We start from the raw sequence: 25,597 nt of genomic DNA, 5'->3' as shown, positions 1-25,597 counted from the left end.
CGCAGCGCGAACTGACCGAACATCAGGACCGCGCCTTCTCGACCAGCTCGTAGGTCTCGACGACGTCGCCTTCCTTGATGTCGTTGTAGGTCAGCGTCAGACCGCACTCGTAACCGTCGCGCACCTCGGTGGCGTCGTCCTTCTCCCGCTTGAGCGAGGACACCGTGAGGTTCTCGGCGACGACCACGTTGTCGCGCAGCAGTCGCGCCTTGGCGTTGCGCCGCATGATGCCCGAGGTGACCAGGCAGCCGGCGATGTTGCCGACCTTGCTGGAGCGGAAGATCGCCCGGATCTCGGCGCGGCCGAGCTCCTTCTCCTCGTAGATCGGCTTGAGCATGCCCTTGAGCGCGGACTCGATCTCGTCGATCGCCTGGTAGATGATCGAGTAGTACCGGATCTCCACACCCTCGCGGTTGGCCAGCTCGGTGGCCTTGCCCTCCGCGCGGACGTTGAAGCCGATGATGATGGCGTCCGAGGCCGAGGCCAGGTTGACGTTGGTCTCGGTGATGCCACCGACACCGCGGTCGATGACCCGCAGCTGCACCTCGTCGTCCACCTGGATCCCCATCAGGGCCTCTTCCAGGGCCTCGACGGTACCGGCGTTGTCGCCCTTGAGGATCAGGTTCAGCTGGCTGGTTTCCTTCAGCGCCGAATCCAGGTCCTCCAGCGAGATCCGCTTGCGGGTGCGGGCGGCCAGCGCGTTGCGCTTGCGGGCGCTGCGCTTGTCGGCGATCTGGCGGGCGATCCGGTCCTCGTCGACGACGAGCAGGTTGTCGCCGGCGCCGGGCACCGAGGTGAAGCCGATCAGCTGCACCGGACGCGACGGCAGCGCCTCTTCGACGTCCTCGCCGTGCTCGTCGACCATCCGACGGACGCGTCCGTAGGCGTCGCCGGCGACCACCGAGTCGCCGACCCGCAGCGTGCCGCGCTGCACCAGCACCGTGGCGACCGGGCCGCGACCGCGGTCCAGGTGCGCCTCGATCGCCACACCCTGGGCCTCCATGTCGGGGTTGGCCCGCAGGTCCAGCGACGCGTCGGCGGTCAGCAGGACCGCCTCCAGCAGCGCCTCGATGTTGACGTTGTTCTTCGCCGAGATGTCGACGAACATCGTCTCGCCGCCGTAATCCTCGGCGACCAGGTTGTATTCGGTCAGCTGAGCCCGGATCTTCTGCGGATCCGCGCCCTCCTTGTCGATCTTGTTGACCGCCACGACGATCGGCACGTCGGCCGCCTGCGCGTGGTTGATCGCCTCCACCGTCTGCGGCATGACACCGTCGTCGGCGGCAACCACCAGGATCGCGATGTCGGTGGCCTTGGCACCGCGGGCACGCATGGCGGTGAACGCCTCGTGACCGGGGGTGTCGATGAAGGTGATCGGCCGCTCGTAGCCGTCGTGCTCGACGGTGACCTGGTAGGCGCCGATGTGCTGGGTGATGCCGCCGGCCTCGCCCTCGTGCACGTTGGCCTTGCGGATGGTGTCCAGCAGGCGGGTCTTGCCGTGGTCGACGTGACCCATCACGGTGACCACCGGCGGGCGGGTCTGCAGATCGTCCTCGTCGCCGGCATCCTCGCCGTAGGACAGGTCGAACGACTCCAGCAGCTCGCGGTCCTCGTCCTCCGGGGACACCACCTGCACGACGTAATTCATCTCGCTGCCGAGCAGCTCGAGGGTGTCATCACCGACCGACTGGGTCGCGGTGACCATCTCGCCGAGGTTGAACAGCGCCTGGACCAGCGAGGCCGGGTTGGCGTTGATCTTGTCGGCGAAGTCGCTCAGCGACGCGCCGCGGGCCAGCCGGATGGTCTCACCGTTGCCGTGCGGCAACCGCACGCCACCGACGATCGGGGCCTGCATGTTCTCGTATTCGGCGCGTTTGGCCCGCTTCGACTTGCGACCGCGCTTCGGGGCGCCGCCGGGACGGCCGAACGCACCCGCGGTGGTGCCGCGCTGGCCGGGCCGACCGCCACCGCCACCGGGACGGCCGCGGAAACCACCGGCGGCACCGCCGGCACCGCCGGCACCTGCACCGGCGCCACCGGGGCCACCACGGTAGTTACCGCCGCCACCGGCACCGCCGGGGCCGGGACGGGCACCGCCGGGACGGCCTGCGCCGGGGGCCGGACGCGGACCGCCGGGACGCTGCCGCGGCATGCTGGTGCCCGGGCGGGGCGGCATGTTGCCGGGGGTGGCGCGGGGTCCGGGGCGCGGGCCGCCGGGGCCGGGCGCCGGACGCGGCGCCGGGCGCGGGATGGCCCGCTCCTGCGGCTGCTGCGACGAGAAGGGGTTGTTGCCGACGCGCGGCGGGCGCGGCGCACCGGGCTTCGGGCCGGCCGACGGGGCCGGACGCGGGCCCGGGGTCGGACCGGGGGTCGCCGGGCGCGCGGCAGTCGCGGCGGGAGCCTGGGCTGCCGGAGCGGCCGGGGCGGGCGCCTGGGCGGCCGGAGCAGCCGGTGCCGCGGGAGCGGCCGGGGGCTCGGGGGTCGCCGGGCGCGGGGCGGGCTTGGGACCGGGCACCGGGCCCGGGGTTGCCGCCGCGGCGGGCTTGGCCGCCGCGGGTGCGGCGGCGGGGGCGGGGGCGGGGGGGGGCGGCCTTCTTGCCGCCGCCGAAGGATTCACGCAGCCGGCGCGCGACGGGGGCTTCCACCGTCGACGATGCGGACTTCACGAATTCGCCCTGTTCGCTCAGCCGGGCGAGTACTTCCTTGCTGGTGACACCGAGTTCCTTAGCCAACTCGTGTACGCGGGCCTTTGCCACTACTTCTCCTGTCTGGGAGGCGGCAGCATTCGGCAGGCCGACGCCTCGGGTTTAGCTATGACGCATGGTCATCGGGACTTCACGGTGTGCTCATGTTCTTCGCTACCTGTTTCTGTTCTTCGGTGTCGCCGAGCGCATGCTCGGTGATCGCCGATGTATCCGGTGAACCGGTGATGCGCAACGCTCTCGCGAACGCCCGCCGGCGGATCGCTGCCTGCAGGCAGTCCGGATCGGGGTGCAGCCAGGCACCCCGCCCGGACAGGTTACCGGCCGTGTCAACGAGGACGGCGTGTCCGCCATTCCCGTCGTCCGCGGCCGCCACCCGGATCAGGTCGACGGCCAGCCCGCGCTTCCGGCATCCGACACACGTGCGCACCGGCCCCTCGGGGCTGCGGTGGCGGCGCGTGCCAGCGACGGGATACTCGTGCTGGATCACGCCTCATCCTACCTGCTCGCCACCGCACGGTTTACCACCGGCAGGGGGCGTTGCGGACACCGCCGCGACCTCGCTGATCGGGCACGTCGCTGCACTCAGTAGTGGTAGCGGGCCTTGAGAATCTTCACCTCGGCGTCGTCGGCCCGGTAGACCAGGCGGTGCTCATCGTCGATGCGCCGCGACCAGTAGCCCGACAACTCGCCCCTGAGCGGTTCCGGCTTACCGATCCCGGCGAACGGGTCGCGCTGGATCTCGGCGATCAGCCGGGCGATCCGGCGGGCCATCTTGCGATCGGATGCCAGCCAGAACAGGAAGTCCTCCCAGGCATCGCGGTCGAAGTGGAGGCTGCTCACTCCTGCCCGCCGGCCATGCTCCTCAGCTCCTCGATCGTCACCGCGCGCGAATCCGACGGGCGGGCCCGGTCCCTGGCCACCGCCTCCATCAGGCGGCGGGCGTTCTCCGGAGACCGCAGCAGGTACACCGTCTCCTGCCACGAATCGAAATCGTCGGCGGACATCAAGACGGCGTCGCCGGCCTTGGACGTGATCCGTACCGGCTCATGGTCGGTGTTGACCTGCTCCAACAGCGGGAACAGTCGCTGGCGCGCCTCACTGGCACTGATGCTCACGAAACACCAACCGTCGTACGACAAACCTGTACGACAATGGTACCAAAAACAGCGGCCGATGACGCGAAGGGCCGGTCTCTACTCCGGGGCGGGCTCGGCGTCGCTGCGGATGTCGATCCGCCAGCCGGTCAACCGGGCGGCCAGCCGGGCGTTCTGGCCCTCCTTGCCGATCGCCAGCGACAGCTGGAAGTCCGGCACGACGACCCGGGCGGCCTTGGCGTTGGGGTCGATCACCGTCACCGAGACCACCTTCGCCGGCGACAGCGCGTTGGCGACGAACCGCGAGGGGTCCGGATCCCAGTCGATGATGTCGATCTTCTCCCCGGACAGCTCGCTCATCACGTTGCGCACCCGCTGCCCCATCGGGCCGATGCAGGCGCCCTTGGCGTTGAGCCCGGACACCTTGGAGGCCACCGCGATCTTGGACCGGTGGCCGGCCTCACGGGCCACCGCGACGATGTCGACGGACTCGTCGGCGATCTCGGGGACCTCCAGCGAGAACAGCTTGCGCACCAGGTTCGGGTGGGTCCGAGACAGCCGGATCTGCGGTTCCCGCGGCCCGCGGGTGACGCCGATGACGTAGCAGCGCAGCCGCTCGCCGTGCGCGTAGTTCTCCCCCGGCACCTGCTCGGAGGCCGGGATGACGCCCTCGGAGTACTTGGTTTCGCTGCCCATTCGCAGGATCACCTCGCCGCGGGCGTTGGCCCGGGCGTCACGCTGCACCACGCCGGCGACGATGTCGCCCTCCCGGCCGGCGAAGTCACCGTAGATCTTCTCGTTCTCGGCATCGCGCAGTCGCTGCAGCATCACCTGCCGGGCCGTGGTGGCCGCGACGCGGCCGAAGCCGTCCGGGGTGTCGTCCCACTCGCTGATCACCCGGCCCTCGTCGTCGTGCTCGCGGGCCATCACCCGCACCGCGCCGGTCTTGCGGTCGATGTCGATGCTGGCGTCGGCCTGATGGCCTTCGGTGTGCCGGTAGGCGGTCAGCAACGCGGTCTTGATGGTCTCCAGCAGTTCACCCTCCGGGATGTCCCGCTCGATCTCGATGGCATGCAGTGCGGCCATGTCGATGTTCATTCGGCAGCCTCCGTTTCGTCCTGCTCCCCGCGCACGCCGGCAAGTTCCAGCTCACGCGGATTGGGGGGTGAAAACTCAACTTGGACAACAGCTTTGTCGATCTCGCCGAGCGCAACCGGGCGCACCTGCAGGGCCTTGGCGGCCCGCACGACAACCTCGAGGGTGTCGCCGTCGAGCCGGCCGATCCGCCCGGTGACCAGCTGGCCGTCGGACAGGGTGAGCTCGGCGCGCCGGCCCTGGGCCCGGCGGAAATGCTTGGGTTGGGTCAGCGGGCGGTCCACGCCCGGCGAGCTGACCTCCAGCACATACGGCGCGGTCGCCTCCGGCAGCGCGTCGTCGAGGCGCGCCGAGGCCCGTCGGGACAACTCGGCGACGGCATCGAGGTCCAGCGGGCGGTCACCGTCGGCGATGACGGTGATCCGCGGTGGTTTGGCGGCGGCGGCGACGAGCACCTCGTCGATTTCGTAGCCGACCGCGGCGAACTCCTCGGTGAGTAGCTCGACAACCTGCGGCGGCGATGGCAGCTGCACGGACTGCTGCGTCACGGCGAGCTCCTCATCTTGAATTGTCCTCACCAGAGCCTGTCCGACGGCGGCGCCGCCGAACCAGCACCCCACGATACGCCAGCGCCGCGACCGGATCGACCGGAAACGACTCCGAGTACTTTTCCTCGGCAAACACCGCGCCGTGCCCTGCCCGGGTCCGCGCGGCGGCAATGGCAGGATGTTGCTCGTGCCCGACGCCCTGCCGACCTCCCGGCCCGTGTCCCGGCGTTCGGTGCTGCTCGGTACCGGCCGCGGGCTGCTCGGCCTCGCGCTGGTCGGGGTGACCGCCGCGGCCTGCGGAACCGATAAGCCCGCCGCCCCCGACACGCTGCTGGCGCCGCTGGCGCAGGCCCGCGCCGACGCGGCAATGGCCACCGCGGCGGCCGCCGCGCTGCCGGCCCTGGCCGCCGCCCTGACCCAGATCGCCACCGAGCGCGAGGCGCACGCCCGCGCGCTGGCCGACGAGATCGGCCGAGTCGCCGGGACCGCGCTGCCCTCGACGACCACCACCACGACCACCACGGCCGCCGAGCCGAGCCCGCCCACCCGCCGCGACGTGGTCGCCGCGCTGCGCAGCTCCGCCGAGGCCGCCGCCGACCTGGCCGTCGACCAGTCCGGCTACCGCGCCGGGCTGCTCGGATCGATCGCCGCGGCCTGCACGGCGTCCTATCTCGTCGGCCTGCCGGAGGAGCCCAAGCCGTGACCTCTGTCGAACCGACCCCCGACCTGCCGGCGCCCGGCACCCCGCCCACCAGCACCTCGGCCAGCCCGGTCCCGCCCAGCCCGACGCCGACCACCGCGGCACCGTCCAGCAGCACCCCGGCGACCACCACCCCGGCGGCATCGCACACCCCGGACCCCAGCCGTCCCGACGATCCGGCCCAGGCCGCGCTGTTCGACGCGATCGCCAACGAGAACGCCGTCATCTTCGGCTACGGCATCGTCTCGGCGCATTCCTCCCCGGAGGTGAACGCGCTGGTTGCCGAGGCGCTGCTGACCCACCGCACCCGCCGCGAGGAGGCGCTGGCCCTGGCCGCCGGCCAGGACAGCCCCGCCCCGCTGCCCGCCGTCGGCTACCAGCTGCCGATGGCGGTCGACACCCCCACCGACGCGGCCGAGCTGGCGGTGCGCATGGAGCAGGACAGCGCGGCCGCCTGGCGCGCGGTGCTCGAACAGGCGACCGCCGAGCAGACCCGCCGGCTGGCGGTGCCCGCGCTGACCGACAGCGCGGTGCTGGCCGCGCGCTGGCGCGCCCGGCTGGACCGCACGCCGGTGACGGTGGCCTTCCCCGGCGGGAACGAATGACCAGGTAACCTGGCTGGTGCAGCTGGTCTGCCGCCGGTTCACGCATGTTCGGGCGGCATCGAGCGACGGGCGCGGTTGTGGCCCGGCGTGAGAGGGAACCCGGTGAGAATCCGGGACTGTCCCGCAGCGGTATGCAGGAACGACCGCCGTCATCAGCACTGGTCCGCGGACTGGGAAGCGACGGCCATTAGGGGCACCCCGCGGTGCGCGCCTGCGAGTCCGAAGACCTGCCGGCTGTGCCGGACGTGCCACGTCCGGCGCGCGTCGCCTCGGGAAATGGGCGGACGGCAACGGACGGTGGGCCGGGTTCGGAGGTATCGGACGCGTCGCGCCGTCGTCGCCGACGTCCTCACATGGCGACGAGTAACCCGTAGCAAAAGGACGTCCATCCCATGACTGCAACACCGTTTCACGCCACCGTGCTGGGGGCCCCGCGGATCGGCCCGAACCGCGAACTCAAGCGCGCCACCGAGAAGTACTGGGCCGGCACCCTGGATCGCACCGGCCTGGCAGCCGTCGCCGCCGGACTGCGCCGCGACACCCTGACCTCGCTGGTCGCCGCCGGGCTGGACTCGGTGCCGGTGAACACCTTCTCCTACTACGACCAGATGCTCGACACCGCCGCGCTGCTCGGCGCGCTGCCCGCCCGGGTGGCCGGTGTCGCCGACGAGCTGGACCGCTACTTCGCCGCGGCCCGCGGCACCGCGGACATCGCGCCGCTGGAGATGACCAAGTGGTTCGACACCAACTACCACTACATCGTGCCCGAGATCGGGCCCGCGACGAGGTTCACCCTGAACCCGGGCAAGATCCTCGCCGAACTGGCCGAGGCCCGCGAGCTCGGCGTGCCGGCCCGGCCGGTGCTCATCGGGCCGTTGACCTTCCTGCTGCTGAGCAAGGCCGTCGACGGCGCCGACGCGCCGATCTCCCGGCTTGATGAGCTGACCGAGGTCTATGCCGAGCTGCTGGGCACGCTGGCCGACGCGGGCGCGCAGTGGGTGCAGATCGATGAGCCGGTGCTGGTGACCGACATCTCCGCCGACGCCCCGGCGCTGGCCGAGCGGGTGTACAGCCGGCTCGGCGGGCTGAACCGACGCCCGGCGATCTTCGTGGCCAGCTACTTCGGTGACCCGGGGGCCGGGCTGTCGGCGCTGGCGCGCACCCCGGTCGAGGCGATCGGCGTGGATTTCGTCTACGGCCCCAACACCGCCATCGCATCGGTGCCGCAACTGGCGTCCAAGACGCTGGTCGCCGGTGTGGTCGACGGCCGCAACATCTGGCGCACCGACCTGCGGGCCGCGCTGGCCAAGCTGGCGGCGCTGCGGGATTCCGCGCAAACCGTGGCCGTGTCAACGTCGTGCTCGACGCTGCACGTGCCCTACTCGCTGGAGCCCGAAACCGGCCTCGACGACACCCTGCGCAGCTGGTTGGCGTTCGGCGCGGAGAAGGTGGCCGAGGTGGCCACCCTGGCCCGCGCGCTGCGCGACGGGCCGGCGGCCGTCGCGCAGCAGATCGCCGCCTCCGATGCCGCGGTCGCCTCCCGCGCGTCGGATCCGCGGCTGCACAACGCCGCCCTGCGGACCCAGATCGCCGAGCTCACCGCGGCCGGCTCCCGGCGCGGATCGGCGGCGGCCCGCCGCGCCGCGCAGGACGAGCGGCTGCAGCTGCCTGCGCTGCCGACCACCACGATCGGTTCGTTCCCGCAGACCGTGGACATCCGCAGGGCGCGCGCCTCGCTGGTCGCCGGGCAGATCGACCAGGCCGAGTACACAAAGCGGATGCAGGACGAGATCGCCGCCGTCATCGCGCTGCAGGAGGACCTGGGCCTGGACGTGCTGGTGCACGGCGAACCCGAGCGCAACGACATGGTGCAGTACTTCGCCGAGCGGCTCGACGGCTTCTTCGCCACCTCGAACGGCTGGGTGCAGTCCTACGGCAGCCGCTGCGTCCGCCCGCCGGTGCTGTTTGGTGATGTGACGCGCCCCGACCCGATGACGGTGCCGTGGGCGCGTTACGCCCAGTCGCTGACCGACAAGCCGGTCAAGGGCATGCTGACCGGGCCGGTCACCATCCTGGCCTGGTCCTTCGTCCGCGACGATCAGCCACTGGCCGACACCGCGTATCAGGTGGCGCTGGCGATCCGCGAGGAGACGGTGGACCTGGAGGCCGCCGGAATCGCGATCATCCAGGTCGACGAGCCCGCGCTCCGTGAGCTGCTGCCGCTGCGCGACGCCGACAAGCCGGCCTACCTGGACTGGGCGGTCGGCGCGTTCGTGCTGTCGACCTCCGGGGTCGCCGACGGCACCCAGATCCACACCCACCTGTGCTATTCGGAGTTCGGCGAGGTGATCGGGGCGATCGCCGAGCTGGACGCCGACGTCACCTCCATCGAGGCGGCCCGCTCGCACATGGAGGTGCTCGACGATCTCAACGCGATCGGGTTCGCCGGCAGCGTCGGCCCGGGTGTCTACGACATCCACTCGCCGCGGGTGCCCTCGGCCCAGGAGATGACGGGCTCGCTGCGCGAAGCCCTGGAAGCCGTTCCCGCCCAACGGCTCTGGGTGAACCCGGACTGCGGCCTGAAGACCCGCAAGACCGACGAGGTGGTGGCGTCGTTGCGCAACATGGTCACCGCCGCCCGGACGGTGCGCAACTGACCATCACCGGCGGCGCGCCCCGGGTTGCCCGGGGCGCGCCACCGGCCCCCGTCGAACAGCCATAGTGATAACTGGAGGAACCGTGCCGCTGAACACCGTCGCGCTGGAATTGGTGGCGCCGAACGTCGAACATGGCGCCGAGCGCGCTCGTGCGGACGCCGAGAAGTTGCTGCGCCACAGCGCGCAGTCCGGCATCGCCGGACGCATCGGCCACATCATGATCCCGGGCATGATCCCGGAGGACAACGACCGGCCGCTGCCGATGAAGCCCAAGCTCGACGTGCTCGACTTCTGGTCGATCCTCAGCCCGGAACTGCCCGGGGTCAGCGGAATCTGCACCCAGGTGACGTCGTTCACCGACCAGACGGCGCTGCGCGAGCGGCTCGATCGGCTCAACGCCGCGGGCTTCGAGGGCATCATCTTCGTCGGAGTTCCGCGGACGATGAGCGACGGCGAGGGCGACGGGGTGGCGCCGACCGACGCGCTGTCGATGTTCGCCGACCAGGTCGACAACCGCGGGGCCATTCTCATCCCGACCCGCGACGGCGAGCAGGGCCGATTCGAATTCAAGTGCGCCCAAGGCGCGACGTTTGGCATGACCCAGTTGCTCTACTCGGATGCGATCGTCGGCTTCCTGCGCGACTTCGCCAAGCGCAGCGACCACCGACCGGAGCTGCTGCTGTCGTTCGGCTTCGTGCCCAAGATGGAAGCCAACGTCGAGCTGATCAACTGGCTGATCCAGGACCCCGGCAACGAGGCCGTCGCCCGCGAGCAGGAATTCGTTCGCCGGCTGGCCGCCCAGGAGCCCGCCGAGAAGCGACGAGAACTGGTGGACCTGTATCGGCGGGTCATCGACGGCGTCGCCGACCTCGGCTTCCCGCTGAGCGTGCATTTCGAGGCGCCCTACGGGGTGTCCGCACCGGCCTTCGACACCTTCGCCGAGATGCTCGGCTACTGGTCGCCGGGCCGCTAGACCGGCACCGGCCGTCAGACCTTGCGGGCGGTGAAGGTCAGGTACTCCCACCGCAGGGTGTGATCCGGGCCGGCGGAGCCCCGGGCCAGCTCGGCCAACGCCCGATCGAGCTCGGCAATCCGGTCCGGACGGTCCGCATTGGCGCGATAGGCCACGATGGTCGGGCCGTAGTTCGCGGCGAAGTAATCGCGGAACTCCTCGGGGCTGCCGAACCGGTCGACCACCAAATCATCGGTGCGGGCGCGGGGATCGGTCACGCGGTCCCCCAGCAGCCGGCGGACGTGCTGCTCGTCGCCCCAGCGCGGCGGCGGGTCCGCGCCGGCCGGCGGCGGGGGCACGAACGGGCGCAGCACCGCGAACATCTGCCCGATGAAGCCGGCCGGGGTCCAAGCGATCAGCCCGATGGTGCCGCCGGGCCGGCAGACCCGGACGAGTTCGTCGGCGGCCCGCTGGTGATGCGGGGCGAACATCACCCCGATGCTGGAGGTCACCACGTCAAAGCTGTTGTCGGGGTATGGCAGATCCTCCGCGTCGGCGACCTCCCAGTGCAGGCTCAGTCCACCGGGAGCCCGGTCCCGCCCGGCCGCCAGCAGCTCGGGGGTCAGGTCGCTGGCGGTCACCCGGGCCCCGGTCGCCGCGGCGGGGATGGCGGTGCCGCCGGTGCCGGCGGCCACGTCGAGCACCCGGTGCCCGGGGCCGATGCCGCAGGCGGTCACCAGCGCGGGTCCGAGCGGGGCGACGATCTCCTCGACGATCCGCGGATAGTCGCCCAACGCCCACATCGCGCGGTGTCGGGATTTCAGGTCACGATCGGCGGCGATCGTGCGGGTGTCGGTCATCGTTTCACGCTACGAGCGCCGCCGGGAGCCGGCCAGTTCACGATCTGTACCGGCCGCGGGAACAGTTCTACCCTGATCTGGTGGGTACGCCCTACTACCAGTTCTGTCCGGTGGCCAAGGCGATGGAGTTGCTGGACGAGCGCTGGACGATGCTGGTGATCCGGGAAATGCTGGCGGGCAGCCAGCGTTTCACCGAGTTGCGTCGCGGCCTGCCCCGAATGTCCCCGGCGCTGCTGTCCAAGCGGCTGCGGGAACTGTCCGCTGCGGGGCTGGTGACCAGGACCGAGGACCACGGCGGTACCCGGTACCTGTTGACCCCGGCCGGCTCAGAGCTGGAGCCGATTGTCGTCGCGCTGGGCGGCTGGGCGGTGCGCTGGATCGGTGAACTCGGCGATCCGGATCTGGACCCGAAGCTGTTGATGTGGGACCTGCACCGCCATGTCAACCGGCCCGAGCTGCCCGGCGGCCGGCTGGTGGTGTCCTTCGCGTTCTCCGATGTCCCACCGCGGCAACGCTATTGGTGGCTGGTGTGCAACGACGGCGAGGTCGACGTGTGCGACCGCGACCCCGGCTTCGAGGCGACGATCGGCGTGCGCACCGCGCTGCGGACACTGATTAAGATCTGGCGCGGCGACCTCGACTGGGCGCAGGCCGCCCGGGCGGGAGCCCTGACCGTCGACGGCAGCGGCGAAATGCACCGGCTGCTGCCGCGACTGTTCCTGCTGCCCGGCGGCCGGTGGGCCCAAGCGCCGGCACCGGGCTAGCCGATCACCACCAGCAGATCCCCGCCGTCGACCTGAGTGGTGCCGCTGATCGCGGTGCGCGCCACCGTGCCCGCCCTCGGTGCGGTGATATTGGCCTCCATCTTCATCGCCTCGATGGTGGCGATGGTTTGGCCCGCCTCGACGGTGTCCGCCTCGGCGACCATCAGGGTCACCGCACCGGAGAACGGCGCCGCGACGTGATCGGGGTTGGCCCGGTCCGCCTTCTCCGCGGCGGGTGCGTCCGCGGCGATCGAGCGGTCCCGCACGGTGATGGGCCGCAGCTGCCCGTTGAGCAGGCACATCACCGTGCGCATGCCCTTCTCGTCGGGTTCGGAGATGGCCTCCAGCCCGATCAGCAACTCCACGCCCTTGTCGATCCGAACCCGGTGTTCCTCGCCCTGGCGCAGCCCGTAGAAGAACTGGTTGGCCGACAGCTGGCTGGTGTCCCCGTACTCGGCACGGTGCGCCTCGAACTCGGCCGTGGGCCCCGGGAACAGCAGCGCGTTCAGTCGAGCCTGCCGCTCGATTCCGGGCCGCGACAACACCTCTCGGTCCTCATCGGTCAGCGGGGCCTCCGCCCGCGCGGCACCGCGACCGGCGAGCACCTTGCTGCGCAGCGGCTCCGGCCAGCCGCCCGGCGGGTCGCCGAGCTCGCCGCGGAAGAACCCGATCACCGACTCCGGGATGTCGTAGCGGCCCGGGTCGGCGGCGAACTCCTCGGCCGTGGCACCCACCCCGACCAGGGCCAGCGCCAGGTCGCCGACCACCTTGCTCGACGGGGTGACCTTGACCAGGTGCCCGAGGATCCGGTCGGCACCGGCGTAGGCGTTCTCGATGTCCTCGAACCGGTCGCCGAGCCCCAGCGCGACGGCCTGCACCCGCAAGTTCGACAGCTGCCCGCCGGGGATCTCGTGGGTGTACACCCGCCCGGTCGGCGCGGGCAGCCCCGCCTCGAACGGCGCATACACCTTGCGGACCCCTTCCCAGTAGGGCTCCAGCGAGCACACCGCGTCCAGCGACAGGCCGGTGTCATGGTCGGTGTGCGCGGCCGCGGCGACGATCGAGCTCAGCGCCGGTTGGCTGGTGGTGCCCGACAGCGGGGCCGTCGCCCCGTCCACCGCGGACGCACCGGCCTGCCAGGCCGCCAGATAGCTGGCCAACTGGCCACCGGGGGTGTCGTGGGTGTGCACATGCACCGGCAGGTCGAACTCCCGGCGCAACGCCCCGACCAGGGTGTGCGCGGCCGGCGCGCGCAGCAGCCCGGCCATGTCCTTGATGGCCAGCACATGCGCGCCGGCGGCGACGATCTGTTCGGCCAGGCGCAGGTAATAGTCCAGGGTGTACAGGGTTTCGTTGGGGTCGTTGAGGTCCCCGGTGTAGCACAGCGCCACCTCGGCGACCGTGCTGCCGGTGGCCCGCACCGCGTCGATGGCCGGGCGCATCGAGTCGACATTGTTCAGCGCGTCGAAGATCCGGAAGATGTCCACCCCGGTGCGTGCGGCCTCGTCGACGAACGCGTCGGTGACGGCCACCGGATACGGCGTGTAGCCGACGGTGTTTCGGCCGCGCAGCAGCATCTGCAGGCAGATGTTGGGCATCGCCTCGCGCAGGCCGGCCAGCCGCTCCCACGGGTCCTGCTTGAGAAACCGCAGTGCCACATCGTAGGTCGCGCCGCCCCAGCACTCCACCGACAACAACTCCGGCATCAGCCGGGCCACATACGGCGCCACCCGCAGCAGCCCGCTGCTGCGCAGCCGGGTCGCCAGCAGCGACTGATGCGCGTCGCGGAAGGTGGTGTCGGTGACCTTCACCCCGGGCGAATCCCGCAGCCACAGCGCGAATCCGGCGGGCCCCAGCTCCTCGAGCCGCTGCTTGGATCCCGGCGGCGGCGCGAGGTCGAGGTCCACCGCCGGCAGCTTGTCGCGGGGATAGACCGAGGTGCGCCGCGGCCCGTGCGGCTGATTCACCGTCACGTCGGCCAGAAAGTGCAGGATCTTCGTCCCGCGGTCGGCACTGGTCCGGGCGGTCAGCAGGGCGGGGCGCTGGTCGATGAACGACGTCGTCACCCGCCCGGCCAGGAAGTCCGGATCGTCGAGAACCGCCTGCAGGAAGCCGATGTTCGTCGACACCCCGCGGATCCGGAACTCGGCCAGCGCGCGGCGCGCGCGGCGCACCGCGGTGCCGAAGTCCCGGCCCCGGCAGGTCAGCTTGACCAGCATGGAGTCGAAGTGCGCGCCGACCTCCGCGCCGAGGTTCGCGCCGCCGTCGAGCCGGATGCCGGCGCCGCCCGGACTGCGGTAGCCGGTGATCCGCCCGGTGTCCGGGCGGAACCCGTTGCCCGGGTCCTCGGTGGTGATCCGGCACTGCAGCGCCGCGCCCCGGATGGTCACGGCGTCCTGGCTCAGGCCCAGATCCGACAGCGACTCCCCCGCGGCGATGCGCAGCTGGGCGGACACCAGATCGACGTCGGTGATCTCCTCGGTGACGGTGTGCTCGACCTGGATGCGCGGGTTCATCTCGATGAACACGTAGTTGCCGCGCTCGTCGAGCAGGAACTCCACGGTGCCCGCGCAGGAATAGCCGATGTGCCTGGCGAATGCCACCGCGTCGGCGCAGATCCGTTCCCGCAGTTCGGGATCCAGGCTCGGCGCGGGCGCCAGTTCGATGACCTTCTGGTGCCTGCGCTGCACCGAGCAGTCCCGCTCGAACAGGTGGATCACGTTGCCGTGGCCGTCGGCGAGGATCTGCACCTCGATGTGGCGGGGATTGATCACCGCCTGTTCCAGAAACACCGTCGGATCTCCGAAGGCCGATTCGGCCTCCCGGCTGGCGGCCTCGATCGCCTCGGCCAGCTCACCCGGTTCGGCGACCCGGCGCATGCCGCGCCCGCCGCCGCCGGCGACCGCCTTGACGAACACCGGGAAGCCCACCTCCTTCGCGGCCGCGGTCAGTTCGGCGACATCGGCCGAGGGGTTCGAGGAGCGCAGCACCGGCAGGCCGGCGGCCCGAGCCGCCGCGATGGCGCGGGCCTTGTTGCCGGTCAGCTCCAGCACCTCGGCCGACGGCCCGACGAAGGTGATGCCGGCCGCCACGCAGGCCGCGGCCAATTCCGGGTTCTCCGAAAGGAACCCGTAGCCCGGGTAGACCGCGTCGGCCCCGGCGGCCAGCGCCGTCGACACGATCTCCGGGACGCTCAGGTAGGCCCGGACCGGATGGCCCTGCTCGCCGATCTGATAGGACTCGTCAGCCTTGAGCCGGTGCACCGAGTTGCGATCCTCGAACGGATACACCGCAACCGTCGACAAGCCGAGTTCGAACGCGGCGCGGAAGGCGCGGATGGCGATCTCACCGCGGTTGGCAACAAGGACCTTGGAAATCATCGGCACCTATCCCAGTGGACGTTGCGGCGGTCCGGCGTACTCGCTGAGCGGCCGGATCAGCGCGTTGGACGCGGTCTGTTCCATGATGTGCGCAGTCCACCCGGTGATGCGGCTCATCACGAAAATCGGGGTGAAACTGCCGATGTCGAATCCCATCAGGTAATAGGCAGGCCCGGTCGGGAAGTCCAGGTTGGGCCGGATCCTGGTCGCAGCGTACATCGCGCTTTCCAGCACGCTGTAGATATCGACCCAGTTCTGGCCGTCACGCAGCGCCGCCACCGCCGCCAGCGCCTGCCGCATCGCGGGCACCCGGGAGTCCCCGTTGCGGTAGACCCGGTGGCCGAAGCCCATCACCTTTTCCTTGCCGGACAGCTTGCCGTGCAACCATTCCGCCGCGCGCTGCGGCTCGCCGATCTCGATCATGTCGTGCATGACGGCCTCGTTCGCACCGCCGTGCAGGGTGCCTTTGAGCGCGCCGATCGCCGCGGTCACCGCGCTGTAGATGTCCGACCGGGTGGAGGTCACCACCCGGGCCGCGAACGTCGAGGCGTTGAAGCTGTGCTCGGCGTAGAGCACCATCGAGACCTCGAACGCCCGCACGATCGCCGGTTCGGGCACCGCGCCGAAGCACATGTTCAGGAAGTTCTCCGCGTAGCCCAAATGGGAGTGCGGGGCGATCGGGTCCAGACCGCGCCGACGGCGCATGTCGGCGGCGACGAAGGTCGGCAGCACCGCGAACATCCGCAGCGACTTCTCCAGGTTGGCCTGCCGGGTGCTGTCGTCCTCGGTGGGGTCCTCGGCACCGAGATAGCTGATGGCGGTGCGCACCACATCCATCGGGTGGCAGGTCTCGGGCAGCTTGGTCAGCAGGGTGCTCAGTGACCGGCCCATCCGGCGCGCGGCCCGCTCACGCTCGGTGAACAGCGCCAGCTGGTCGTCGGTGGGCAGCTCGCCGTGCCACAGCAGGTAGGCGACCTGCTCGAAGCTGCACTGCGCGGCCAGGTCCCCCACCGGGTACCCGCGATAGGTCAGGGTGTTGGTCTCCGGCACCACCTTGGAGATGGCCGTGGTGTCCACCACCACGCCGGCCAGGCCCTTGTGGATCTTGCGGGGATCTTCGGTGACGGTCATCGCTTCGCTCCCTGAGCTGAGAAGTTGAAGATGTCGGTGTCGAACTGGTTGTATTCGGCGTAGCGCAGCAGCTCGTACAGCCGGCCGCGGTGCTGCATCTGATCCAGCAGGCCGGCTTGTGTTCCGGCCGAGGCGATTTCCCGCAGACCCTGTTCGACGGCGAACATCGCCAACCGCAGCGTGGTGACCGGGTAGATGACGATGTTGTAGCCGAGATTCGACAGCTGCTCGGCGGTCAGGAGCTCGGACTTGCCGAACTCGGTCATGTTCGCCAGCAGCGGGGTGTCCACCGCGGCGCGGAACTGTTCGAAGTCGGCCGGGGTGTGCAGCGCCTCGGTGAAGATCAGATCCGCTCCGGCGTCGGCGTAGGCCTTGGCCCGGTCGATGGCGGCCGGGATGCCCTCGATGCCGGCGGCGTCGGTGCGGGCGCAGATGATGAAGTTCGGATCCCGGCGCGCGGCGACTGCGGCGCGGATGCGCTTGAGCATGTCCTCGACCGGTACCACGGCCTTGCCGTCGAGGTGCCCGCAGCGCTTCGGGTTGACCTGGTCTTCCAGGTGAGCACCCGCCAATCCGGCGTCTTCGAGCACGGTGATGGTGCGCGCGGCGCTCATCGGCTCACCGAAACCGGTGTCGGCGTCGATGAAGGTCGGCAGGTCAGTGGCCGCAGCGATCTGCGCCCCGCGGGCGGTGACCTCGGTCAGGGTGGTCAGTCCGATGTCGGGCAGGCCGAGATCGGCGGAGAGCACCGCACCCGAGACGTACACCCCGTCGAACCCGAGCTCGGCGACCAGCTTGGCCACCAACGGCGAGAAGGCCCCCGGAAAGCGTTGCAGTTGGCCGGATTCCAGCACCCGCCGGAACCGGCGACGCTTGTCCGCCGGCGACGCGGAGGCTCCCAGCAGCCCGCTCATCCGAAGATCCCGGCCGCAATGGTCGGCGCCTTGGCCAGCATCTCCGGGATGGCGAGGATGTTCAGCGCGTCGGCCCCGCCGGCCGGCGCATCGGCCAGGGTGTCCACGGCGGCCAGGAAGCGCTGCTGCTCGGCGGGCTCGATGACCTCCTCGGACAGTTCCAGGAACTTGTTGATGTATTGCGCACGGGCGAACGGCCGGGCACCGAGCGGGTGTGCGTCGGCGACGGCCAGCTCGTCGGTGATGACCTCGCCGTTGGTCAGCCGGATCTCGGCGCGAGCTCCGAAGGCCTGCTCGGCCGGGTCCAGGCTGTGGTAGCGCCGGGTCCATTCCGGGTCCTCGACGGTGGAGATCTTGCGCCACAGCTCGATGGTGTCGGGCCGGTGCGCGCGCTCAGGCGCGTAGGAGCGCTCGTGGTGCCAGCTGCCGTCCTGCAGCGCGACGGCGAAGATGTACATCACCGAGTGATCGAGGGTCTCCCGGGAGGCGTCGGGATCGAACTTCTGCGGGTCGCCCGAGCCGGTGCCGATCACGACGTGGGTGTGGTTGCTGGTATGCAGCACAATCGACTCGATGTCGCCGAGGTTGGCGATCTTGTCCCGCATCCGGCGGGCCAGGTCGATCGGCGCCTGACTCTGGTATTCGGCGGAGTGCTCCTTGGTGTAGCTGTCCAGGATGGCGCGCTTGGCCTCACCGGGGCCCGGCAACGGCACCCGGTAGGTGTGCTCGGGGCCCTCCAGCAGCCACGCGATGACACCGTCCTCGCCCTCCCAGATCGGGGCGGGCGATCCCTCGCCGCGCATGGCCCGGTCGACGGCCTCGATCGCGACCTTTCCGGCGTAGGCCGGCGCATAGGCCTTCCAGCTGGAGATCAGGCCCTTGCGGGACTGCCGGGTGGCCGTGGTCAGGTGCAGTGCCTGGCCGATGGCGGCGTAGATGGTGTCTTCGTCGAGCCCGAGCATGGTGCCGATGCCCGCGGCCGCCGAGGCGCCCAGGTGCGCGACGTGGTCGATCTTGTGCTTGTGCAGGCAGATGCCCTTGACCAGGTTGACCTGGATCTCGTAGGCGGTGGCCAGACCGCGGATCAGATCGGCCCCGGTGGCGCCGAGCTTCTGGGCGACCGCGACCAGCGGCGGGATGTTGTCGCCGGGGTGGGAGTATTCGGCGGCCAGGAAGGTGTCGTGGAAGTCGAGCTCACGGACCGCCACGCCGTTGGCCCAGGCCGCCCACTCCGGCGAGTAACTGCCGCCGATGCCGAAGACGGCAGCACCCGTGGCGGCCGGGTGGGCCTGGGCCTGCACCCGGGCCACCGTGACCGGGCGGCGCAGCACCGCGGCCGCGGACACCGCGGCGTTGTCGATGATGCGGTTGAGCACCATCTCCCGGGTGTCGGCGGGCACCGCGACCGGGTCGGCGGCGACCGCCGCGATCTTGGCGGCGAGGTGCTCGCTACGCGGGAAGTCCTCGGCGCTGCGGTGGGTACGAACGTCGTGAATCTGCATATTTCGCACCGTACGCACGCGGATTACCGGGCGAAAGTACCGGTAAATGCGTACTTTTGCGTCCTTTCCCGGACCGGTTTGCGAACTTTGCGTAAGCTTCGCGGAGTATGTTTGCGCCGTGGCGAAGACGTTCGCGGGTGCCCGGTTGCGGCGGCTGCGCGAGGAGCAGGGCCTGACCCAGGTCGCGCTGGCCCGCGCGCTGGGACTGTCCACCAGCTACGTCAACCAGCTGGAGAACGATCAGCGGCCGATCACCGTGCCGGTGCTGCTGGCGCTGACCCAGCGCTTCGACCTGCCGCCGCAGTACTTCGCGCCGGACACCGACGCCCGGTTGATCGCCGACCTGCGGGCGATCCTCGACGACCCCGCGGTTCGGCCGGGCCAGATCGAGGAACTCGTCGCGCGGATGCCGGAGGTCGGTAAGACCCTGGTGAGCCTGCACCGCCGCCTGCACGATGCGCGTACCGAGTTGGAGACGCTGCACGGCCACGCCACCCACGGCACCGGGCCACTGCCCGACGGCACCCAGCCGATGCCGTTCGAGGAGGTCCGGGACTTCTTCTACGACCGCAAGAATTACATCGGCGAGCTGGACCTGGCCGCCGAGGCGCTGTTCACCGACAACCGGATGCGGGTCGGCGGGCTGGACACCCGGCTGGTGGAGCACCTGGCCGCCGGCCACGGCATCCGGGTGATTCTGGACGACACCCTGCACGCGAACGTCAAACGGGTCTTCGACGCGCCGGGCCGGACACTGCGGCTGGCCCGCTGGCTGCAGCCCGGTCAGCGGGCGTTCCAGCTGGCCACCCAGATCGCGCTGCTGGAGTACCGGGGGCTGATCTCGGCCGTGCTGGCCGCCGACGACCAGCTCAGCACCGATGCCCGCGAGGTGGCCCGGATCGGGTTGGCCAACTATTTCGCCGGGGCGCTGCTGCTGCCCTACCGGCAGTTCCTCGACGCTGCCGAGACACTGCGCTACGACATCGACGCGCTGGCGCGTCGCTTTCAGGTCGGTTTCGAGACGGTGTGTCACCGGCTCTCGACGCTGCAGCGGCCCGACGCGCGCGGCGTGCCGTTCATCTTTGTCCGCACCGATGCCGCAGGAAACATCTCAAAACGCCAGTCCGCCACCGCATTCCATTTCTCCCGGGTCGGTGGCAACTGCCCGCTGTGGGTGGTGCACCGGGCCTTCGCGCGGCCCGGTGAGTTTCTCACCCAGGTGGCCCAGATGCCCGACGAGCGCAGCTACTTCTGGATCGCCCGCAGCACCACCACCGAGCCGAGCCGCTATCTCGGGCCGCAGAAGAGCTTCGCGATCGGATTGGGCTGCGATCTGGCCCACGCCGAGCGGCTGGTGTACGCGGCGGGGGTCGACCTGGCCGACGCCGAGGCGCGGGTGCCGATCGGCGCGGGCTGCAAGATCTGCGATCGGCAGGCCTGCCCGCAGCGCGCGTTCCCGTATCTGGGCCGGCCGGTGGAGGTCAACCCCGACCTGTCCACCGGGCTGCCCTATCCCCCGGCCGGGTGACCGGGACCGTTTACAGGTGCGGCGCCTTGCTGATCGGGGTGTCCGGGCTGCCCAGCGTCTTGCAGTAACCCACCACCGCGGCCCGGGTCGCCGAGAGCTCGATGTTCGACGGCGCGTTCTTGCCCTCGTCCTTGAGCATCTTGTTGAGGGTCTCGTTCTGGGTCTTCTCGTCGGCGGCGGCGAAGTCCTGGCAGGTGGTGTCGCCGCCCTTGTTCAGCACGGTCCCCGAGCACCCGGTGAGCAGCGCCGTCGCCGTCAACGCGGTGGCCAGCATCGTTGTCCAGCGGTTCATCGCCCACCTCTCGGTCGTGCACTTCCGGCGGGCCGGGTCGGCCGGCCGGTCGGGGTCAAACATATACCGGGCCGCGCGGCGCTGATCGCCGATCGGCGGTTCCCCCGGCCGCCGACGGCGCCCGGCCGGCGCTCAGCGCGCCGCGCTGTTGATCAGCTCCGCCCGGTCCAGCACCTCTTTGGCCTTCTTCACGTGCGCGGCGTCGACCAGCACACCCTCGACACCGACGGCGCCGCGGCCGGCGGCCTCGGCCTCGCGGTAGGCGGCCATGTTGCGCTGCGCGAGGGCGATTTCCTGCTCGGTCGGGGCGAACACCGCGTTGGCGATCGGGATCTGCGACGGATGGATGGCCCACTTGCCGGTGTAGCCGTACAGCGACGAGCGCCGCGCCTCGGCCTCGTAGCCGGCGAGGTTCTGGTAGTCCGGATACGGCGAGTCGATGGCATCGATGCCGGCGATCCGGGCGGCGACCATCACCTTGTTGCGTGCGTACGCCCAGAAGTCACCGGGATAGGGGTCCAGCGGATCGAAGTTGGTGTCCACCCGGGCGCCCTGGGACAGCGAGAAGTCGCCGACCCCGAAGATCACCGCGTCCAGCCGCGGGCTGGCCCGCACGATCTCCTCGGCGTTGGCCAGTCCCTCGACCTCCTCGATCAGCACCTCGAGCCGAATCTTCTTGGTCAGGCCGAGCTTTTCCTCCAGCTGGGTCAGCATCACGTCGACCCACCAGACGTCGCGGCCGGTCAGCGCCTTGGGGATGACGACGGTGTCCAGGTTCTCCCGGGCCCCGGTGACCACCTCGATGAGATCGTCGTGGCACCACGGGGTGTCCAGTCCGTTGATCCGGATGGCGCGGGCGGTGTGGCCCCAGTCCAGCTCGTTCAGCGCCCGGATCGCCTTGGCCCGCGACTCCACCTTCAGCGACACCGGGGTGGCGTCCTCCAGATCCAGGAACACCAGATCGGCGCCGCAGCTGGCGCCCTTGGCGAACATGTGGTCGTTGCAGGCCGGCAGGGCGAGTTCGGAGCGGCGCAGTAGCCCGGTCATCGAATGGTTCCGTCTCTTTCTTTTGCGGTTGGTTTCAGAGCACGCCGTCGGCGCGCAATTCATCGAGTTCGGTTGCGGTCAAACCGAGTAAATCCCCGTACACCTCGGCGTTGTGCTCCCCCAGGGTGGGCCCGAGGTGCTCGACCCGGCCCTGTGCCTCGGAGAACCGCGGCACCGGAGCCTGCACGGTCATCGCGCCGAGCTCGTCGTCGTCGACGCTGACGAACACCTCGCGGTGCCGCAGCTGTTCGTCGGCGATCAACTGGGTGATGTCGTAGACCGGCGCGGCGGCGACCTCGTACTCGTCGAACACCGCCATCGCCTCCGAAAGGGTCTTGGTGCCAACCCATTCGGCGACCACCTCGTCGACCTCCCTGGCTCGGGCCAGCCGGCGCTGCGGGTCGGAGAAGTCGCCGTCGGTGACCATGTCGTCGCGGCCGATCGCCGTGAACACCCGCAGTGCCAGCGCCGGTGAGCTGCCGGACATGGCCAGCCACTTCCCGTCGGAGGTGCGGTAGGTGTTGCGCGGAGCCGAGATGTCCCAACGGTTTCCGGCTCGGGTCGGCACCAGGCCGAGCTGGTCGTAGCCGAGCAGGGTCTGCTCGATCAGCCGGGACAGCGGGTCGATCAGGTTGACGTCGATCAGCTGGCCGGGACCGCCGTGCACGTCCCGGTGGTACAGCGCCATCATCACCGCGTACGCCGCATTCAGCGACGCCACCCCGTCGGCCAGCATGAACGGCGGCAGGGTCGGCGGGCCGTCGGCCTCGCCGGTGATGTTGGCAAAACCGCTCATCGCCTCGCCGAGCGTGCCGAAGCCGGGCCGCTCGGATTTCGGGCCGGACAGCCCGAACCCGGTGATGTGCAGCATGATCATCTTCTCGTTGACCGCGCGCAGGCTGTCGTAGTCCAGGCCCCACTTGCGCAGCGTCTGCGGCCGGGTGTTGACGATGACGACGTCCGCGTGCCGCACCAGCCCGCGCACCAGGTCCTGGCCGCGCGCGTCGCGCAGGTTCGCCGTGACGCCACGCTTGTTGCGTCCCACCGACTTCCACATCAGCCCGACGCCGTTGCGCTGGTTGCCCCAGGACCGGATGGCATCGCCGGAGCCGGGTTGCTCGATCTTGATGACGTCGGCACCGAACTCACCGAGGTAGGTGGCCACCAGCGGGGCCGCGGCCAGGGTGGCCAGATCCAGTACCCGCACGCCCTCCAGCAGGGCCCCGGTTTGGCTGCCCATTCAGATCGCTGCCGCAGCGGCCGGCGCCGACTCGTACCGGTCCAGGCCGAGGTGCTCGCGGAGCGTCGAGCCCTGGTAGCGGTCGCGGAACAGCCCGCGGCGCTGCAGTTCGGGCACCACCATCCGGACCACGTCCTCGAAGGCCCCGGGGAAGTGTGAGGCGGCCAGCACGAAGCCGTCGCAGGCCCCGGTCTCGAACCATTCGGTCATCTGATCGGCGACCTGGGCGCCGGTGCCGACGAATCGCGGGCCCTGCAGCAGGGTGGCGCGGTGCGCGGCGAGGTCGCCGACGGTGACGTTGTCGCCGATGTGCTGGCGCAGGTTCTGCACCAGCCCGCGGATCCCGTTGACCGAGGCGATCAGCTCGTCGGTGACCGGGTCGGTCAGGCTGTGCTGGGCGAAGTCGTAGTTCATCAGCTCCGAGAGCAGTGCCAGCGACGCCTCCGGGTGCACCAGGTCGTTGAGCAGCATGGCCTCGCGGTCGCGGGCCTGCGCCTCGCTCTCGCCGACCACCGCGTAGGCCATCGGGCAGATCTTGACCTGCTCGGGATCGCGGCCGGCCTCGGCGATGCGGTCCTTCTGATCGCGGTAGTGGCTGCGGGCGATCTCGATGCCGGGGTCACCGGTGAAGATGAGATCGGCCCAGCGGGAAGCGAATTCGCGTCCGCGGCCCGAGGATCCGGCCTGCAGCAGCACCGGGCGGCCCTGCGGGGTGCGCGGCACGGTCAGTGGCCCGCGGGAGGAGAAGTACTGGCCGTTGTGGTGCAACTCGTGCACCTTGGCCGGGTCGGCGAAGATGCCGGCGGCCCGGTCGGCGATGATCGCGCCGTCCTCCCAGGTCTCCCAGAGTCCGGTGACGACCTCGAGGAATTCGTCGGCGCGGTCGTAGCGCTCGTCGTGTCCGAGGATCTGCTGGACGCCGTAGTTCTGCGCCTCGCTGTCGTTGATGGAGGTCACCACGTTCCACGCCGCGCGGCCACCGGAGAGGTGATCGAGGCTGCCGAAGGTGCGGGCGACGTGATACGGCGCGTAGTAGGTGGTCGAGTAGGTGCCGCCGAGGCCGATCTTGGAGGTGGCCTGGGCCAGCACCCCGAGCACCACGCCGAGGTCGAGCTTGACCGGGCGGGCGCCGTAGCGCACGGCCTCGTCGACCGAGCCGCCGTAGATGCCGGGCATCGCCAGCCGGTCGTCGAAGAACATCAGGTCGAAGCAGCCCTCTTCGAGCTGGCGGCCGATCTTGGCGTAGAAGGAGGCGTCGAGGTAGCCGGGCTCGTTGGCGGGATGACGCCAGGAGCCGGAGTACACCGAGGTGCTGCCCGCCTGCATGAAGGCCACCAGGGACATCTGTCGCTGCTTCGCGCTAGTCATGGCGGAAATCTAACATCTGATATATCAGATATCAAGCCCTTGTTTCGTGCTACCGTTCCTGGCATGTCCAGCTCGGTCGACGTATCCGGGACCGTCCGGGAGCGCGCGGCACGCGAACTGCGCGACCGCATCCTCACCGGGGCGCTGCCCGCGGGCAGCCGGATCGACCTGGACGCCATCACCGCCGAGTTCGCCACCAGCCGCACCCCGGTGCGCGAGGCCCTGCTGGAGCTGTCCTTCGAGGGCCTGGTGCACATCGCCCCGCGCTCGGGCATCACCGTCATCGGCATCAGCACCAAGGACGTGCTGGACAGCTTCACCATCCTGGGCGTGCTGACCGGCCAGGCCGCCGCCTGGGCCGCCGAGCGCATCGCCGACGAGGAACTCACCGAGCTGCGCCGGCTGGCCACCGAGGTGGAGGCCCGCTCCGGCGGCGACGGCATCGGCGAAGCGAACTGGCGGTTCCATCAGGAGATCCACCGGTCCGCGCATTCGCCCCGACTGGTGGCCCAGGTCCGCCAGGCGGTCCGGGTGGTGCCGTTCAACTTCCTGACGCTGTTCCCCGAGCACGAGCAACATTCCCTCGACGAGCACCGCCAACTGCTCGACGCTATCGCCGCGCGCGACCCCGAACGGGCCCGCCGGATCGCCGAACAGCACGTGCTGGAGGCGGGCCGCTCGCTGGTCGCCTGGCTGGAGCGCCGCACCGCCGAGTAGGTCGGTCAGGGCCGCTTGATCAATTCACCGGAAACGTCGATGGTCTGACCGATGAACGAATAGCCGTCCCGGCAGGTGCCGATCACCTTCAGCATCTTGTCGGTGTAGCCGGTGAAATTCGCGTCGACGGTCGTCACCATCTCGGCGGTGGCCTCGCTGTTGTCCACCGGGCAGTGCACCGAACCGACGTACGGCGTCGACAGCCACCGGCCGTCGTTCAGATGCAGATGCCGATTGGGTCCGGTGTTGGAGGCGACGTCGACGCAGTCCGCACCGCAGCTGGTCACCGTCCACACCTCCGGCGAGTTCACCACGTCGTAACTGCCGACGACGCTGGGGTCTGCCGACGCCGGTGCGGCCAGCGCCCAGCCGAGCGCGATTACGGCCGCCGCGATACCGAAGATCCTCATCGTCACCCCTTGCCGATCACTCCGCCGCCAGGCGGGCCCCCCAAGCGCCCTACCACCACGCTAGCAGCGCACCTGCCTCGGCGGAGGG

22 protein-coding genes, 1 pseudogene and 1 riboswitch are annotated in these 25,597 nt (G+C 70.3%); of the genes and pseudogenes, 7 read left to right on the top strand and 16 right to left on the bottom strand.

The genetic code is table 11. The annotated features are described in order from the left end of the window. Positions 1-22 precede the first annotated feature (22 nt). The 6 genes and pseudogenes from infB to rimP all read right to left on the bottom strand — a co-directional run bounded on the left by infB (position 23) and on the right by rimP (position 5,442). Positions 23-2,792: pseudogene (gene infB / locus G6N10_RS01690) on the bottom strand (translation initiation factor IF-2). A gap of 43 nt (positions 2,793-2,835) precedes the next feature. Beyond that, a complete protein-coding gene (locus tag G6N10_RS01685; protein ID WP_085093843.1) occupies positions 2,836-3,192 on the bottom strand; it encodes a YlxR family protein in 357 nt (118 codons plus the stop codon). 95 nt (positions 3,193-3,287) lie between these two features. Further along, on the bottom strand, positions 3,288-3,545 hold the full coding sequence (locus tag G6N10_RS01680) for a Txe/YoeB family addiction module toxin (protein WP_085093841.1): 258 nt from the start codon (positions 3,543-3,545) through the stop codon (positions 3,288-3,290). Continuing rightward, positions 3,542-3,820, bottom strand: a complete 279-nt coding sequence (locus tag G6N10_RS01675) for a type II toxin-antitoxin system Phd/YefM family antitoxin (RefSeq protein ID WP_085093919.1) — start codon at positions 3,818-3,820, stop codon at positions 3,542-3,544. Before G6N10_RS01675 ends, G6N10_RS01680 begins: the two co-directional genes overlap by 4 nt. A gap of 78 nt (positions 3,821-3,898) precedes the next feature. Further along, a complete protein-coding gene (gene nusA / locus G6N10_RS01670; protein WP_085093839.1) occupies positions 3,899-4,897 on the bottom strand; it encodes a transcription termination factor NusA in 999 nt (332 codons plus the stop codon). After that, complete coding sequence (gene rimP / locus G6N10_RS01665) at positions 4,894-5,442, bottom strand: ribosome maturation factor RimP (protein ID WP_085093836.1); 549 nt, start codon at positions 5,440-5,442, stop codon at positions 4,894-4,896. The genes nusA and rimP overlap by 4 nt, the downstream gene beginning before the upstream one ends. Positions 5,443-5,620: 178 nt before the next feature. Between rimP and G6N10_RS01660 the strand changes: the two genes are divergently transcribed. The 4 genes from G6N10_RS01660 to G6N10_RS01645 all read left to right on the top strand — a co-directional run bounded on the left by G6N10_RS01660 (position 5,621) and on the right by G6N10_RS01645 (position 10,377). Beyond that, entirely contained in the window at positions 5,621-6,145 is a 525-nt protein-coding gene (locus G6N10_RS01660) for a hypothetical protein (RefSeq protein ID WP_407663961.1), read from the top strand. Further along, the gene (locus tag G6N10_RS01655) at positions 6,142-6,747 is read left to right on the top strand and encodes a ferritin-like domain-containing protein (RefSeq protein WP_308206136.1); all 606 of its coding nucleotides are present in this window, start codon (positions 6,142-6,144) and stop codon (positions 6,745-6,747) included. The genes G6N10_RS01660 and G6N10_RS01655 overlap by 4 nt, the downstream gene beginning before the upstream one ends. Before the next feature lie 36 nt (positions 6,748-6,783). Next, a riboswitch (cobalamin riboswitch) is annotated at positions 6,784-6,996 on the top strand. A 143-nt stretch (positions 6,997-7,139) separates the two neighbouring features. Further along, the gene (metE, locus tag G6N10_RS01650) at positions 7,140-9,404 is read left to right on the top strand and encodes a 5-methyltetrahydropteroyltriglutamate--homocysteine S-methyltransferase (protein WP_085093834.1); all 2,265 of its coding nucleotides are present in this window, start codon (positions 7,140-7,142) and stop codon (positions 9,402-9,404) included. An 82-nt stretch (positions 9,405-9,486) separates the two neighbouring features. Next, positions 9,487-10,377, top strand: a complete 891-nt coding sequence (locus G6N10_RS01645; protein WP_085093832.1) for a mycobacterial-type methylenetetrahydrofolate reductase — start codon at positions 9,487-9,489, stop codon at positions 10,375-10,377. Between the two features lie 14 nt (positions 10,378-10,391). Here G6N10_RS01645 and G6N10_RS01640 read toward each other — a convergent pair whose 3' ends face one another. Then, positions 10,392-11,216: a class I SAM-dependent methyltransferase gene (locus G6N10_RS01640; protein ID WP_085093830.1), complete on the bottom strand. Its 825-nt coding sequence runs from the start codon at positions 11,214-11,216 to the stop codon at positions 10,392-10,394. 80 nt (positions 11,217-11,296) lie between these two features. On the opposite strand from G6N10_RS01640, the gene G6N10_RS01635 reads away from it, so the two are divergent. Then, on the top strand, positions 11,297-11,980 hold the full coding sequence (locus G6N10_RS01635; RefSeq protein WP_085093828.1) for a winged helix-turn-helix transcriptional regulator: 684 nt from the start codon (positions 11,297-11,299) through the stop codon (positions 11,978-11,980). On the opposite strand, the gene G6N10_RS01630 is transcribed toward G6N10_RS01635, so the two are convergent. From G6N10_RS01630 to prpD, 4 genes are read right to left on the bottom strand one after another with little or no spacing between them, the layout of a single operon-like run. Beyond that, a complete protein-coding gene (locus G6N10_RS01630; RefSeq protein WP_085093914.1) occupies positions 11,977-15,360 on the bottom strand; it encodes a pyruvate carboxylase in 3,384 nt (1,127 codons plus the stop codon). The two genes, G6N10_RS01635 and G6N10_RS01630, sit on opposite strands and share 4 nt — an antisense overlap. Positions 15,361-15,366: 6 nt before the next feature. Beyond that, positions 15,367-16,491, bottom strand: coding sequence for a bifunctional 2-methylcitrate synthase/citrate synthase (locus tag G6N10_RS01625; protein ID WP_085093826.1), 1,125 nt, complete (start codon positions 16,489-16,491; stop codon positions 15,367-15,369). Next, positions 16,488-17,405, bottom strand: coding sequence for a methylisocitrate lyase (prpB, locus tag G6N10_RS01620; protein ID WP_085093824.1), 918 nt, complete (start codon positions 17,403-17,405; stop codon positions 16,488-16,490). Before prpB ends, G6N10_RS01625 begins: the two co-directional genes overlap by 4 nt. Beyond that, entirely contained in the window at positions 17,402-18,907 is a 1,506-nt protein-coding gene (prpD, locus tag G6N10_RS01615; RefSeq protein ID WP_085093822.1) for a 2-methylcitrate dehydratase PrpD, read from the bottom strand. The genes prpB and prpD overlap by 4 nt, the downstream gene beginning before the upstream one ends. Positions 18,908-19,025: 118 nt before the next feature. Here prpD and G6N10_RS01610 point away from each other — a divergent pair, with 118 nt between their 5' ends. Then, positions 19,026-20,435 (top strand): short-chain fatty acyl-CoA regulator family protein, encoded by a 1,410-nt coding sequence (locus G6N10_RS01610; RefSeq protein WP_234810452.1) that lies wholly within the window; start codon positions 19,026-19,028, stop codon positions 20,433-20,435. A 10-nt stretch (positions 20,436-20,445) separates the two neighbouring features. On the opposite strand, the gene G6N10_RS01605 is transcribed toward G6N10_RS01610, so the two are convergent. The 4 genes from G6N10_RS01605 to G6N10_RS01590 all read right to left on the bottom strand — a co-directional run bounded on the left by G6N10_RS01605 (position 20,446) and on the right by G6N10_RS01590 (position 24,382). Beyond that, entirely contained in the window at positions 20,446-20,727 is a 282-nt protein-coding gene (locus tag G6N10_RS01605; RefSeq protein ID WP_085093912.1) for a hypothetical protein, read from the bottom strand. A gap of 132 nt (positions 20,728-20,859) precedes the next feature. Next, positions 20,860-21,774 (bottom strand): HpcH/HpaI aldolase/citrate lyase family protein, encoded by a 915-nt coding sequence (locus G6N10_RS01600; RefSeq protein WP_085093818.1) that lies wholly within the window; start codon positions 21,772-21,774, stop codon positions 20,860-20,862. Between the two features lie 34 nt (positions 21,775-21,808). After that, positions 21,809-22,993 (bottom strand): CaiB/BaiF CoA transferase family protein, encoded by a 1,185-nt coding sequence (locus tag G6N10_RS01595; protein WP_179962866.1) that lies wholly within the window; start codon positions 22,991-22,993, stop codon positions 21,809-21,811. 21 nt (positions 22,994-23,014) lie between these two features. Further along, positions 23,015-24,382 carry an LLM class flavin-dependent oxidoreductase gene (locus G6N10_RS01590; protein ID WP_085093814.1) on the bottom strand — a complete coding sequence of 456 codons (1,368 nt, stop codon included), beginning with the start codon at positions 24,380-24,382 and terminating at the stop codon, positions 23,015-23,017. 63 nt (positions 24,383-24,445) lie between these two features. Between G6N10_RS01590 and G6N10_RS01585 the strand changes: the two genes are divergently transcribed. Next, positions 24,446-25,099, top strand: a complete 654-nt coding sequence (locus G6N10_RS01585) for a GntR family transcriptional regulator (protein WP_085093812.1) — start codon at positions 24,446-24,448, stop codon at positions 25,097-25,099. 5 nt (positions 25,100-25,104) lie between these two features. On the opposite strand, the gene G6N10_RS01580 is transcribed toward G6N10_RS01585, so the two are convergent. Next, positions 25,105-25,509 carry a hypothetical protein gene (locus G6N10_RS01580; protein WP_085093810.1) on the bottom strand — a complete coding sequence of 135 codons (405 nt, stop codon included), beginning with the start codon at positions 25,507-25,509 and terminating at the stop codon, positions 25,105-25,107. Positions 25,510-25,597: the final 88 nt, after the last annotated feature.

The organism is Mycolicibacterium fallax (genome assembly GCF_010726955.1).
Lineage (GTDB): Bacteria > Actinomycetota > Actinomycetes > Mycobacteriales > Mycobacteriaceae > Mycobacterium > Mycobacterium fallax.
Note: the sequence above shows the minus strand (reverse complement) of the source record. Positions and strands in the feature narration are given on the sequence as shown.